The sequence below is a fragment of the Shewanella carassii genome, from assembly GCF_002777975.1.
GTDB lineage: Bacteria > Pseudomonadota > Gammaproteobacteria > Enterobacterales > Shewanellaceae > Shewanella > Shewanella carassii.
Genome location: NZ_NGVS01000006.1, coordinates 392,722 through 406,313, shown reverse-complemented (window position 1 = coordinate 406,313; position 13,592 = coordinate 392,722). Strand labels below are relative to the sequence as shown.

At 53.0% G+C, this 13,592-nt stretch carries 14 protein-coding genes; 7 read left to right on the top strand and 7 right to left on the bottom strand.

Annotation, left to right across the window (positions count from 1 at the left end; genetic code table 11):
• Positions 1-86 precede the first annotated feature (86 nt).
• Positions 87-722, bottom strand: coding sequence for a class I SAM-dependent methyltransferase (locus tag CBE72_RS04850; RefSeq protein WP_100142544.1), 636 nt, complete (start codon positions 720-722; stop codon positions 87-89).
• Positions 723-1,374: 652 nt separating this feature from the next.
• Here CBE72_RS04850 and CBE72_RS04845 point away from each other — a divergent pair.
• Entirely contained in the window at positions 1,375-1,635 is a 261-nt protein-coding gene (locus CBE72_RS04845) for a DUF5062 family protein (RefSeq protein WP_100142543.1), read from the top strand.
• 29 nt (positions 1,636-1,664) lie between these two features.
• Here CBE72_RS04845 and CBE72_RS20065 read toward each other — a convergent pair whose 3' ends face one another.
• Positions 1,665-1,805 (bottom strand): hypothetical protein, encoded by a 141-nt coding sequence (locus tag CBE72_RS20065; RefSeq protein WP_157929038.1) that lies wholly within the window; start codon positions 1,803-1,805, stop codon positions 1,665-1,667.
• 95 nt (positions 1,806-1,900) lie between these two features.
• Here CBE72_RS20065 and CBE72_RS04840 point away from each other — a divergent pair, with 95 nt between their 5' ends.
• Positions 1,901-2,779, top strand: a complete 879-nt coding sequence (locus tag CBE72_RS04840) for a LysR family transcriptional regulator (protein WP_100142542.1) — start codon at positions 1,901-1,903, stop codon at positions 2,777-2,779.
• 15 nt (positions 2,780-2,794) lie between these two features.
• On the opposite strand, the gene CBE72_RS04835 is transcribed toward CBE72_RS04840, so the two are convergent.
• Positions 2,795-3,664, bottom strand: coding sequence for a universal stress protein (locus CBE72_RS04835; RefSeq protein WP_100142541.1), 870 nt, complete (start codon positions 3,662-3,664; stop codon positions 2,795-2,797).
• Between the two features lie 210 nt (positions 3,665-3,874).
• On the opposite strand from CBE72_RS04835, the gene CBE72_RS04830 reads away from it, so the two are divergent.
• Positions 3,875-5,071 (top strand): cation:proton antiporter, encoded by a 1,197-nt coding sequence (locus tag CBE72_RS04830; RefSeq protein WP_100142540.1) that lies wholly within the window; start codon positions 3,875-3,877, stop codon positions 5,069-5,071.
• 59 nt (positions 5,072-5,130) lie between these two features.
• On the opposite strand, the gene CBE72_RS04825 is transcribed toward CBE72_RS04830, so the two are convergent.
• Complete coding sequence (locus CBE72_RS04825) at positions 5,131-7,368, bottom strand: S9 family peptidase (protein ID WP_100142539.1); 2,238 nt, start codon at positions 7,366-7,368, stop codon at positions 5,131-5,133.
• 183 nt (positions 7,369-7,551) lie between these two features.
• Here CBE72_RS04825 and CBE72_RS04820 point away from each other — a divergent pair, with 183 nt between their 5' ends.
• Positions 7,552-8,541 (top strand): class 1 fructose-bisphosphatase, encoded by a 990-nt coding sequence (locus tag CBE72_RS04820; protein ID WP_100142538.1) that lies wholly within the window; start codon positions 7,552-7,554, stop codon positions 8,539-8,541.
• 207 nt (positions 8,542-8,748) lie between these two features.
• Complete coding sequence (gene ppa, locus CBE72_RS04815; RefSeq protein WP_025008962.1) at positions 8,749-9,276, top strand: inorganic diphosphatase; 528 nt, start codon at positions 8,749-8,751, stop codon at positions 9,274-9,276.
• Between the two features lie 55 nt (positions 9,277-9,331).
• Here ppa and CBE72_RS04810 read toward each other — a convergent pair whose 3' ends face one another.
• Positions 9,332-10,576: a dicarboxylate/amino acid:cation symporter gene (locus CBE72_RS04810; RefSeq protein ID WP_100142646.1), complete on the bottom strand. Its 1,245-nt coding sequence runs from the start codon at positions 10,574-10,576 to the stop codon at positions 9,332-9,334.
• A gap of 450 nt (positions 10,577-11,026) precedes the next feature.
• Between CBE72_RS04810 and CBE72_RS04805 the strand changes: the two genes are divergently transcribed.
• On the top strand, positions 11,027-11,248 hold the full coding sequence (locus tag CBE72_RS04805; protein WP_100142537.1) for a hypothetical protein: 222 nt from the start codon (positions 11,027-11,029) through the stop codon (positions 11,246-11,248).
• Between the two features lie 60 nt (positions 11,249-11,308).
• Here CBE72_RS04805 and CBE72_RS04800 read toward each other — a convergent pair whose 3' ends face one another.
• Positions 11,309-11,998 (bottom strand): LrgB family protein, encoded by a 690-nt coding sequence (locus CBE72_RS04800; protein WP_167387639.1) that lies wholly within the window; start codon positions 11,996-11,998, stop codon positions 11,309-11,311.
• 4 nt (positions 11,999-12,002) lie between these two features.
• A complete protein-coding gene (locus tag CBE72_RS04795) occupies positions 12,003-12,470 on the bottom strand; it encodes a CidA/LrgA family protein (RefSeq protein ID WP_100142535.1) in 468 nt (155 codons plus the stop codon).
• A gap of 99 nt (positions 12,471-12,569) precedes the next feature.
• Between CBE72_RS04795 and CBE72_RS04790 the strand changes: the two genes are divergently transcribed.
• Positions 12,570-13,460, top strand: a complete 891-nt coding sequence (locus tag CBE72_RS04790) for a LysR family transcriptional regulator (RefSeq protein WP_100142534.1) — start codon at positions 12,570-12,572, stop codon at positions 13,458-13,460.
• The last annotated feature ends 132 nt before the right edge of the window (positions 13,461-13,592 follow it).

Here is a 13,592-nt window from a genome sequence, read left to right as displayed (position 1 = left end):
TGCTTCCTGGAGGCGCCCCGGTTTCAAGGTACAGCCCCAAAGGGATTGGGGCTTGCCTGCCCTTTCCAGCCCCTCACTTTGATGCCTCAGTTTTTCTGAAAGATGGCAATCCGCCGCTCATCGACAAAACATAAGTTCAAAGCAAACGTCTCACAGAGCCAGTCCAAGGTTGCACGATGGAAGAAGCTGCAATGGGTAGGATCCCGGGTATAGTGCCAGTCATAAAACTGGGCTTCACTCTGCCAGCGGTCAGTCATTATGCCTAAATAGCCCCCCGGAACCAGACGTGCCAGCAGCGCGCTTATCTCGGCGGCAGGCCTGTGCAAATGCTCGAAACACTCGCTGGAGAGAATAAAGTCATACTGTGCCTGCAATGGATTAGGGAAAAACAGCGGGTCGTAATCGTCACACGCTATCCCTTCCCGGGCCAGGAGTTTTGATAGTGTCGGCCCAGGACCACAGCCAAAGTCCAGTCCCTGCATACCCGGGCGCAGAAAGGTCATCGCCGGCGTCAACAGGCGTTGCAAAAAGCCCACATAGCCGGGATCGTCAATGCTGTTCTCGTGGGTATCGTAAAACTGCTGTTCCTCATTCAAGGGCAGCAAATGCACAGGGTCGAGAAAGATGAGCCGACACTCTGGGCAGAGAAAATAACGTCTGGCAACCCTGGCGGGAACTATCTGCTTAGGCTGGGTGTTGGCACACAAGGGGCATGGATTCATCTATGACTCGGTTCACTTTAACGGCTTTGGTTTAACGGCTTTGGTTTTACAGCCTTGGCCTAAAGACTTTAACTCAGAGCGCTAACTCATAGCTCTAACTCAGGGCTTTGGCTCAGTGCCTGGCTCAATACTTTGACTCGGCGATTGGCTATCGGACTGGAACTTTCACACTTTCCCGCAACAGCCGCCGCCAAAAACTGCGCCTACTCTAACAAACCCCGTCTCCGGCTCCTAGAGCTTAGTTGGCTAGACGCAACAATCACTTTTCCCCAAGGCACAGGCGAAAGTCAGAGAGTTTCACCCAACGCCTGCCGCAAACTTTCGTCCTGGCGACTTCTCGGCACACCGTGAAATCCTCCCCGCTGACGCCACTCTGACCGCCCGGTTTAACAGTCTGCTCCCCCGCCTTGGTTCTAGCTCAATAACTCGGACGCTCACGATGTCATAGGCTCTGTGCCGTAAAAGGCCTTTTCCGAACATCTTGTCTGGGTATTTGACGTAAGACATCAAAACTCGGCCCCAAGCCGGGGTATGCTCAAATCAGCTGACAAGAACGAAACAAGGGGTTGCAGGATTTTCAAATGTAATCTCAGCCACTTTAGGTTAGTTTAGAGGCAGGCCCAAACCGGGGCATTAGCCGGGAGCGATACCGATGAAAAAGCATAAGAACGAAGCCGCCTTATTGAAACTGGCATTGGAGATAGGCCTGGGTTATTCACTCAAACGAGGTTTCGCGCCCCTGGGAGATAAAATCCCGGAGAAAGAGAAAGTTGAGTGTGTCTATCGTCTCTTGGTGCAAGACAAATTGATAGGCCCTTTGCCATTGGATAAAGAGGATGGCCCGAATATGAAACATAGGTTGGTAATGTGGATCAGTGGCAAGTTGCCCAAAGAACATCCACTGCTGCAATAAAAAAGAAACCCGGCACGGGCCGGGTCACTTTAGACTGCTTTGGCTTTTTTGTGGAACATCAGCTTCCAAAAACTCTGGGACTTGGCCTTGGCTGGCTTGGCCTTGTGTTCCTCAGTTTCAGTGGCAGTTTGCCACAGGGAGCTAACCCACAAACCTTGATAGGCTTTCATCGACTTTTCCTCTTTACTTGGGACGCTGATCAAATTAACGCCGCCAGGTCTATTAGTAAAATGAATTAATTCCATAGCAAGAATTCCAAATAAGCATGAACGTACCAATCAAGACCTTACACTGCTTTCTGACCCTGGTGGAAACCGGTAACTTTACCCGAGCCGCCGAGCACCTGTACCTGACTCAGCCAACCTTGAGCAAGATGATCCAGCGTCTGGAAGACACTCTGGAGCAACAACTCTTGATCCGCAGCAATCAAAAAGTAGAGCTGACCCAGGCTGGCGAGATCTTTCATGCCAGCGCCTGTCAGATCATAGGTCAGTGGCACCGAATGGAGCAGGAGCTGAGCAACTTGAGCGGTCTCAAATCCGGCCAGCTGCGCCTAGGGGTCTGCCCCATGATGAGCAGTCTAACCATAGATCTGTTGACCGAATTTCGCCGCTCCTATCCGGCAGTTAAACTGTTGATGCATGAATATGGTGGCTTTGGGTGCGAGCAGGCACTGCTGGCCGACACCCTGGACATCGCCTTCACCGCATTGCCAACCACTCATGGCGATCAGTTGTCTTCGTCGCCGCTGCGAGGCTATCCGCTCAAAGTTTGTTTACCGCTGGGACATCCACTGGCGGCCAAGAAAGCCATCGAATGGCAGGATCTGGCAGAATACCCTTTCATCCTCTATAACGAAGACTTTTCGCTGGCGAAGTTATTGACCCGCCTGAGCCGCGAGGCCGGGGTTACGTTGAATATCGCTTTTCGCAGCGGTCAATGGGACTTTCTCGGTGCCATGGTTCAGGAAGGTATGGGCCTGGCACTATTGCCAGAACCCATATGTGACAAGCTGGGAGAACAAACGCTATGCTATCGGCCAATGGCAACCGAAATCACCTGGCAACTGGGGCTGATTTGGCGCAATAACCTGCCCTTGACCCCGGCTGCCGAAGCCTTGGTTGCCCTCAGTAAACGAGGATAATGAGGCGATTTAGGCTCAGTTGCCTTGCTCCTCATCGCTTGGGATCACCAGCACATTACTGCGGATCTGCCGCAAGATCTGCTCGGCGGTATTGCCGATGATCCGCCCCATCAACCCTTGACGCTGACGGGCACCTATCACCAGGTAATCACTCTTGAGCCTGCAGGATAACTGATACAGACAGAGATCCGGATCGCCGGCAATGATATGGATCTGCTCTTTGGGAAGCCCGGTCAGTTCCAGCATGGTCTGATGTCTGCGCCAGGCCGACTTAACCATTTCATGCAGGTTGAGCACCTCAAGATCGCGGATAACCTTAGGCACCCGGATAATATGCGCCAAATGCAACTTGGCACCAGTGGCTTCGGCCAGCTCTCGACCATGTTGTAATACCAGTCGGTTGAGACGCTGTTTTTGCTCGCTCTTGGCATCGAGATCTACCGCCATCAGAATACAAGACGCCTTCTTGATCGGGTTGTCGCTAAGCAGCATCAGGGGCACCTTGGTGCTGCGAATAAGATGCCAATCGGTCGGCAGAAAGTGCTCACTCTTGTGCACTGTCTTGACCACCATATCAAAACCATAGCGAGCGGCATGATTACTGACATGCTCGTAGAGATACTTACTCCAGATAATATGCAGCGGCACATCTTCGGCGTTCAACGCCTTGAGATGGGCCGACACCTCGGCTTGTTTTTCTTTCATCAACCGCTGCTGGGCCGCTCCGGCAAGCCGCTGGCTATAATATTCATCACCAGAGAAATATTCGTAGCAATAAGCAAATACTTGAGGTTGCTTTCCAAGTAATTCCGCTACTTCCAGTCCCTTGGCAATCGCATCAGTCTGAGCATCTTCATGTTGTTCTATGATAAAAAGCTTACCCATTTGTTTTCTCCGGATTTTTTTATACCATCCCTTATAAAAGCCCGAACATCTCGGAGCTATGTCAACCATCCGAGCACAACAACCTATTGTGCTATGTCGAAACAGGCTGACGCGGAGTAGTATTGGTTTTGTCCATTTTTTAGACTCTAATCCGGGCCAGCATAGTACATACTGATCCCGATCAACAATTGCACCTATGGGGGATACTCAATGTCGATGGATAGTCTGTTGATCGCCTTATTCCTGATCTTGCTGTTCTCCCGCGTGCTGGGAGAGTGCTGCAACCGTATCGGCTGGCCGCCTGTGGTGGGGGAAATTGGTGCTGGCTTGTTGCTTGGCCCTTCAGTGCTCGGCTGGCTGGAACCAACCCAGGTATTGGCCAATATCGCCGAACTCGGGGTGATACTGCTGCTATTTTCCATCGGCGCCGAAACCTCGATACAGCGCCTCTACAGCGCCGGACGTCAGGTGGCGGCGGTAGCCATTATCGGCATAATCGCTCCTCTGCTACTCACCGGCCTGGCTGCCTTCTATTGGTTGGAGCTGCCACTGTTTGCCGCCCTCTTCTACGGCTGTACCCTGACGGCAACCAGCATAGGCATCTCTCTCAGGGTACTAAGCGACAGTGGCCAGCAACAATCCAGTGCCGGTCATTTGATTCTGGGAGCGGCGGTATTCGACGATATTGCCGGAGTGATACTGCTCAGTTTGTTGTTCAACTTTGCCAGTGAAGGCCAGTTGGCACCCTTGGCAATCATTAAACTCTGCGGCTTACTGCTGCTGTTTCTATTGCTGGCGCCCCCCCTTGGCAGGATGCTGGTCTATCTGCTGCGGGTGTTCAGCTATCAATCCAGAACCCCCGGCTATGAAGCCGTGGTCATGTTGACACTGATCTGCCTGTTTTCCTGGCTGGCACACCTTTTCGGCGCCCCGGCGCTGCTCGGCGGTTTTGTCGCCGGTTTGGCGCTATCAAGGCAATTTATCTGGCCCTGGCAAAAGTATCTGCAAAACCCCTTTCCCTTTACCCACAAGCTGGAAAAATCGATGCAGCCACTGACCGATGTATTCGCACCTGTGTTCTTTGTCTATGTGGGGATCAGCCTCGACTTGAGCCAACTGAACCTCAGCCCCTACAGCCTGTTGCTCTTACTGTCGATGATATTATTGGCATTTATCGGCAAGCTGGCGGCCGGTTTGGTGGTTAGCGGCACTTGGCGGCAAAAGCTGATAGTCGGCAGCGCCATGGTGCCCAGAGGTGAAGTCGGTTTGGTCTTTGCTGAAGTGGGTCGGCAGTTGGATATCATTCCGGCCAAGGTATTTACCGAATTAGTGTTGGTGATAGCCATCACCACCCTGCTCGGCCCCTTGCTGCTCAGACGCCTGTTGCCCAAGGAGGGCGAAGCATAAAAAGCCGCGCCATATGAGGCGCGGCATTTTATGCTTCCAGATAATTTCAGCTTACTGGCTCAGTTGCCTTTCAGCTCTGTCTCGAGGAAATCGGTCAGCGAGCGGTACAGATGAGTGCGCACCTTATCGCCCCGCATCGAGTGCTTGGAGCCGGGGTAATCTATCATGCGGAACAACTTGCCTTCATCCTGCAGCGCCTTATATACCCGGGTGCTGTTCTCGAACAATACATTGTCATCGGCCATGCCGTGATACATCAGCAAGCCTGAACGATACTCGCTCACATAGGGGAAGACACTGCTGGCCTCGTAGCCCTTGGCGTTGTCGTCAGGATGGCCGAGGTAGCGCTCGGTATAGTGGGTATCGTACAGGGCCCAGTCGGTTACAGGAGCGCCACTGATGGCCGCCTTGAAGTAGTCGGGCGCCTTGAACAGGCTCATCAGCGCCATATAGCCGCCATAGCTGTGACCATAGATGGCAATGCTGTCGGCCTTGACCCAGGGAAGGGTGCGCAGGAAATCGACACCTGCCTTCTGATCTTCCACTTCGGCGTCACCAAGATGACGGTAGATCACCTGCTCAAAAGCCGTGCCTCTATGCGCCGAGCCCCGGTTATCCAGCTGAAACACGGCAAAGCCCTGTTGCAACAGATATTGGGTATAGTAATCCTGCTCACTCCAGCTATTGACCACCAACTGGGCGTGAGGCCCACCGTAAACCCGTACCACCACGGGGTATTTGGCCTTGCTGTCGAAATTCACCGGCTTGAACAGGCGGTATTGCAGCACCTTGCCATCTTCGGCCTTGAGGGTGCCAAACTCGGGCAACTGCCACAGCCCGGCATAGTCATACAGAGGGTGTCCGGCCTTGACGGCGTTCTCTTCCACCCAAGCCAGATGCTCACCGCTTTGGTTGTGCAGACTCACCTGGGGAGGCTGCGACAGGCTGTTAAAGTAGTCGAGGTAGACAGATTCCTTGTCGGCAAACACGGCATTGTGCATGCCGCCACGCCGGCTGATGCGCTCTATCTCACCGCCATTGAGGCTGACCCGATACAGATGGCGCTCGACCACACTGTCTTTACGGCCACTGAAATAGACCCAACCCTGCTTTTCATCTAGGTGTTCTATCTCATCGACCGCCCATTTCCCCTGGGTCAGTTGCCGCTTGACCTTACCCTTGTCATCAAACAAGTAGATATGGTTGAAGCCATCACGCTCGGATGCCCAGATAAAACCGGGCTGCTGCTTGAGAAAATAGAGGTCGTGGTTGAGGTTAACCCAGGCATCGCTGCGCTCGGAAACCAGAGTCACGGCGCCTTTGCCCTCGCGGCTGTCTACCTGACGCAGATCCAGCTGCTGCTGACTGCGATTCTGCCATTGAAACGACAAATGCTTGCTGTCCGGCAGCCATTTCACCCGCGGCAGATAGATATCTTTCTCACTGCCGAGGTCCACCCATTGGGTCTTCCCGGACGCCAGTGACACCACCCCCAGGGCAATCTCAACATTGGGCTTACCGGCATAGGGATAACGTTGCTCGGTCAGCTTAATGCCATCGGCATAGATCTCATTGCGGGTCACCAGCGCCACGCCCGACTCATCGATGCGGGTATAGGCGATGGCCGATTCATCCGGCGCCCACCAGTAACCTGTCATACGGTCCATCTCTTCCTGAGCCACAAACTCGGCCATGGCGTTCTTGATGGCCCCGCCGCCATCCTGGGTCAGCGCCGTGAGCTTATGATCTTTCAGCTGGAGTACATAGAGGTTTTGTTCGGCCACAAAGGAGACAAAATTGCCCTTGGGCGACAGCTTGGCATCTGTGGCAAAGGCATTCCCTGTGGGCAGCAGAGTCACCTTGGCATCGGCCAGGCTGAAGTAGTAGAGTTTACCGGCCGCCGGGATCAGCAACGCCTGACTGTCGTCGGCCCAGAAGTATTCCATGATCCCCTGGCCATACACTCGCTGCCGCTCGCGACGGGCCTTCTCTTCATCGGAAAGTTCACCGGCTTCGAGCCTGGAGGCGTCCAGCAGCAGACTGGCCTGACCTGTGGCGACATCCATCTGCCAAAGGTCGTAGAAGTATTGGTTGTCTTTACGGCCCGCCAGGTAAGTGACCCGCTTGCCGTCGGGAGAGAGTTTGAGCCCTCGGGGGCTGGCACCGGCCAGTGCCGGTGAAGAATAGAGGCGCTCAACCGTTAAGGGCGTTTTGCCACCTTCCAGAGCGAAGGAGTGGCCGCTGGCCAGTGTCAGAGGTATCGCCATAAGCGCCGAAGCCATCCAAGTTTTTTTCATTATTATTTCCGGAATTATAAGAGACAAGAGCCACGGCATCCGGCCACAGCCCAAAAAACAGCCCTCATTCTGCCCCAATTGACAAGGGATCGGCAAACCCGTGCAATTGGCCGCTGAAATATCGCCGGTTCTCGGTTATGATCCCGTCCCAGAAAAAGCTCAGACCTCTTTTAAGGAAACAAGATGCAGACTCTGGCCCAAACCCTCAAACAGCAGGCTGTCACCCCAGCCTTGTCCCAATTGATTCTCACTCTGGCCCAAAGCTCAGTCGCCATCAGTCAGGCGGTAAGACACGGCGCACTGGCCGGTGTGCTAGGTGCCACCACCCAGGAAAACGTTCAGGGTGAGACCCAAAAGAAACTGGATGTGATCACCAACGAGATGCTCAAAGATGCCCTCAAGGCCGAAAGCACAGTGCGCGCCCTGGCATCGGAAGAGGAAGATCATATTGTTGAAGTCGGTGACAGCGGTGAATTTCTGGTGTGTTTCGACCCACTGGACGGCTCTTCCAACATAGACATCAACTCGCTGGTGGGCACCATTTTTTCTGTGCTGCCGGCACCCGAGGGAGAGATCAGCGAGCAGAGTTTCTTGCAAAAAGGCAGCGAGCAACTGGCGGCGGCCTATGTGCTCTACGGCCCATCGACCATGTTGGCCCTGACCACAGGCCAAGGGGTACAACTCTTTACCCTGAATCCGGAAACCGGCGAGTATCTGTTGACCAATGAAGCGGTGAGCATTCCCAAAGACACCGCCGAATTTGCCATCAATATGTCCAACCAGAGATTCTGGGAAGCACCGATGCAGACCTATATTGCCGATCTGCTGCTCGGCAAAATAGGCCCGAGAGAGAAGTCGTTCAACATGCGTTGGATTGCCGCCATGGTGGGCGATGTGCACAGAGTATTGAGCCGCGGCGGCATCTTTACCTACCCAACTGACAACAAGAACCCGGATAAGCCCTACAAGCTGAGACTGATGTACGAAGCCAACCCAATGGCACTGCTGGTTGAACAGGCCGGCGGCAAGGCCAGCACAGGTTATCAGCGCATTCTCGACATCCAGCCGGAGCAAATTCACCAGCGGGTAGCCGTCATTCTGGGCTCGGCCAATGAAGTCGATGCCTGCCTCGAGTACCATCAGCAGGATTACAGCGGCGAGCCTGAACTCTAAACGCCGCTTGGGGCTGCCGGGGTCGGCAGCCCTGAATTGACGGTACAATCCAAGGCCTGAGACAGATAGCCTGGGATGAACTGTTGGCAATTAGTCTTAAGACTGCGGCCTTTCATTGGCAAGCCGTCAAATCGCGCTATAATACGCGCCACACTGAACTTCAGGCCGGACCTGAAATAGATTTATACACAGTCTAAGGATACTTCCATGAGCTTAAATGCAGTGCCTGCGGGCAAATCCCTGCCAGATGACATCTACGTGATCATCGAAATCCCACAAAACCACGACCCTATCAAGTATGAAGTGGACAAGGACACAGGTGCCTTGTTTGTGGATCGCATGATGACTGCGCCTATGTTCTATCCTTGCAACTACGGCTATGTGAACCAAACTCTGAGCCTAGATGGTGATCCGGTAGACGTACTGGTTCCTACTCAGTATCCACTGCAGCCAGGCAGCGTTATCCGTTGTCGTCCAGTTGGCGTACTGAAGATGACCGACGAGTCAGGTGAAGATGCCAAGATTGTTGCCGTACCACACGAGAAGATCTCCAAGGAATACGGTCATATCCAGGATGTGAACGATCTGCCTGAGCTGCTGAAAGCCCAGATCAAACAGTTCTTCGAACACTACAAGGATCTGGAATCCGGCAAGTGGGTTAAAGTTGATGGCTGGGAAGACGCCGAAGCCGCCCGCGCCGAAATCCTGTCAAGCGCCGAGCGTTACAAGGGCTAAGCCCGAGCGACAACGCTAGCAACATAAAAAATCCGGCAAATTGCCGGATTTTTTATTAAGCGTTAACCGCCTCTGTCTGATGTACCTTCTCGGTTTGGTCCACTATGGTCAACACCGCAGCGTCACCCACCACATTGCAGGAAGTCAACACCATATCTATGATTCTGTCCAGCGCTGCCACTATCGCAAAAGCTTCCACGGGTAAGCCCAGTTGATGGATTAACACGCCTATCATCACCATACCGCCGCCGGGAACCCCACCGGCGCCCACAGACAGCAGAAAGATACTGAATATCAGAGTAGGCAGCTGTTCGCTGGGGATTGGCTGACCAAAGGCGTTGGCGACAAAGAAGATGGCGATAGTGATATAAATCGACACCCCGCCCATATTCATGGTGGCACCCAAAGGCACACCGAACCCGGCGACCGCCTTATTGACCCCAAGCTTTTCGGTCAAGGTTCGCATAGTCACTGGGATGGTGGCATTGGAGCTGGCAGTCGACAGAGAAAACAGGATCTGCTCCTGGGTCTTGGCACGAAAGCTCTTGGCACTGACCGGGGTGAACACAGCCACAGCCAGAGGATAAACAATGAAAATCCACAGCAGCAGCATGGTTAGAATAATCGCCATATAACCCAGCACACTGAGAAAGACTTTGGCTTCCAGGGTGGCACCCAGTTTGAACATCAGCGCAAACACCCCAAATGGCGCCAGCTGCATCACAGTCATGATGAGCTTCATCATGATCCCATTGGCGACTTGAAAACCTCTAACCGCTGCACTGCCGGCGTCATCCAGCGACTTGATAACTCCGCCAAGCAGCAGCGCCATAAAGATCACTTGCAACATGTTGCCCGACATAAAAGCATCGACAGGGTTGCTGGGCACTATGCCGACAATCAGGCTGATCAAATTGGGCAACTCGGTCGCGGTAATGGCCATATCCTGGCCGCCACTCATATCCACTCCGACACCGGGCTGCAGCAATAGTGACACACACACCGCCGCCAGGATGGCGACCAGAGTATTGATGATATAGAAGCTGAAGGTCTTGCCACCCAAGCGGCCGAAGCTCTTGAGATCTTGCAATTCGCAGACACCGCAGACTATGCTGACAAACACCAGCGGCATCACCAGCATCATGATCATATTGACAAACATGGTGCCTGCCGCGGTGGCTACCTCGACCAGAGTGCCGGAAAAGAAGCCGATATGTCCCAGCCCATATTGCACCAAAGAGCCCAACAACAGGCCGCTGAACAGACCCATAAAGATCCGTCCGGAAAGAGATTTGAGTATCGCCATTGTACGTTCCAATTTGGCATCGTTCCTGATGCACAACTATCTTCCCTGTTCGCTCCGGGAAGGGATAGTGAAACATGCTACTCAAAAATTCAATGACAAAATGCTTAAAAAGTGCCTTTGCAACATGCTTTGAAATTCACAAACTTAACACAATACAATGTTTTATAAGGATTTTAATTTTTACTAAAAAAATTCCCCATGGAATGCCGAGTTTACAATCGCACAATGCGGCAACAAGTTGGCAGCATATACAAAATACTTTGCAGTGAATAAACCTAAAAATAATAAAATGTCAGAATTAATCACCACAAACTACAGCAAAGGCAGTGAGCTTATGAGATGACTAGCCCTTTTACTGCAGATCCTGCTTGTTAATTTCGTCATCAAAGTGCCTTTTCCGACTTACTCAACCCCAAGTTAGGAAAGCTACCACAGAAAAAATCATTGAAACAAACCGTAGAGAAAGTGGTTGCAGAAGCACCAAAGCAAGCAGGAGAAAACCCGCAGAGCGCGATTGGAGAAGATAGTCTCACGGACAAAAAACAGGCAAAAAAAAGCCGGTGGGGCGCACCGGCAAATCAAGCAACATATTACCTGAGAGGCTCAGGAAAAACGCCTGACGATGCAGGCGGTCACCACAAGAAAAGGCCATCGGGTGATGGATAGACTCAAAAACGGCAGTAACCCTTGTGGTCAGGTCATCTACTTGAATCCAAATCGGTTAAATTAAACAAAAATCAACGCAAATAAAGGCGCGCCAAGCACCATGGCGATACCGGTAAAGATCATCGTCAGGCTGGCAATCACGCCTTCCTGCTGGCCAAACTCGCTGGCCTTGGCGGCGCCGGCACCATGGGCAGAAGCGCCGAGTGCCACTCCTTTACCAAGAGATGTCTTGATCCGCGCCAGCTTAAACAGCGGCTCACACACCAACATACCTATCACGCCGGTGAGCAACACCAGCATGGCGGTCAATTCCGGCACGCCACCGAAGGCCCCCGTGGCCTCCATGGCAAAGGGAGTCGACACTGAGCGCACCAACACGCTGTGGCTCAGTTCACTGGGCAAAGGCACCAATTTGACCAACAGCCAAGAAGACACCAAACCCAACATGAGTCCGGCGATGACCCCAAGGCTTATGGTGATCGGATAACGGCAGATCAATTTGCGCTCGCGGTAAATAGGCACGGCAAAAGCTATGGTCGCCGGAGCCAGTAATGCCATCAGCCAATGGGTGTACTCAAAATAGGTCGGCAGCGGAATAGCCAACAGCAACACGGCGGCTAACACAGCCAAGGGTGCCAAAACTATTGGTGCCAACCACCAACTACGATGCCGACGATATAAGGCTTTGGCGCCGTAATAACAGATAAGAGTGATCAACAGACTCAAGAGAGCAAGCAAGGTATGAGACATAGCGTTACCCTTGCACTCCATGCTTGGCCAACTGGCGTTTCAAATTAAGGCGCCGCTCGAAGCGAAATACCCTGTCCACCACAAAGCCGGTTCCCAGCAATACTGAAGCGCTACCGAGCACCAGGGTCAGCATAATATTGAAACCATACTGCTCGAGCAGGGTTTCATATTTAAGTACTGAAATCACCGGTGGAATAAAAAACAGCAATAAGTCGCCAATCAACCAGGCAGCCCCCAGTTGTAGCGCCTTTTCCGGGATAAGCTTGAGCCCCAGCGCCAGCAATACCACCAACATTCCGAGCACACTGCCAGGAATGGGGGAATGCAATGCGGCGGCCAGAGCATGAGTGCCCCAAGCAAGCAAACAGATAGCCGCAATTTGCAGCAAGGTTGCACTTATGTGTTTGCCTTGAAGCCAAATGACTTTCACCACTCTTTGAGGAGAAACCGGGCGTTTGCTGAGGGAGTGCATATCTTTACCGAATAACTTAACTGGGGTTTATTCTAGGCTTGCAATATCAATAAAAAAAATGAATATTAAGCATAGTTTGCATTCCATAAGGTTATTCAATTGGATCTGAAAGTTGTTCGCTACTTTATCGAAATAGTGGATGCCGGTGGATTTGCCAGGGCGGCGGAAAAGATCCACCTGACCCAACCCGCGTTGTCCAAGGCCATTCGCCAGTTGGAGCAGGAACTGGATCTTGTACTCTTGGAAAGAGGCAAACGCGGCAGCCAACTACGACCTACCGCAGCCGGAGAGGTCGTCTACCGTCACGGCCAGGAACTATTGAATGTACGTCGCAACATGCTCAGAGAGTTGGCGGCGCAGCGCAGTCTCAACTCGGGTGAACTGCATCTGGGGCTGGCTCCCCTCGGCAGTGCCGAACTCTTTGCTCCTGTCATCGCCCGTTTTCGCAGCCGCTATCCCAAGGTGCAGATGCATCTCTTGGTTCGCGGCGGCGTCGAGCAAACCGCGGCCCTCAAGAAGGGGGAAATCGAACTAGCGACCGGGATCATCTCCTTTGAGGATGAGTTTGATGGCATCAGGATCCGCCGCGATCCCATGGTGGTGGTATTGCCAAGACAACACCCTCTGGCTGGTAATCAAGAACTGACCCTCAAGGCATTGGCAGAAATCCCGCAGATCCTGTTTGAACCCGAATATGCCCTGCATGAGCTGGTGATAAATGCCTGCCAGAGAGCCGGTTTCAGCCCCAAAGATGTGACTAGGGTCAGCCATCCCGACTTTGGTATCGCCTTGGTGGCAGCAGGCACAGGTGCCATGATACTGCCGAGCTTTATTGCCGAGCGCCACGCGGTTGCCGGGGTGATCAGTATTCCTCTGGCCGCATCCGATCTGATCTGGGAGCTGTCGCTGTTCTGGCGCCGGGGGCAACCACTCTCTTTTGCAGCCCAGGCGATGGTCGAGCTGGTCAGACAACGGCTGGCGCTGAACTGAGATCCCGATGCCTCAAGTGCTGCAGCCGAGTTAATTTTCGCCAACCGAGTCACAGCGTACCGTTACAACAGTACAAACTCATTGACACCCCGTTTTCGCGCCGCTAAGGTGAATCTCACTTTTCCGGGCCCG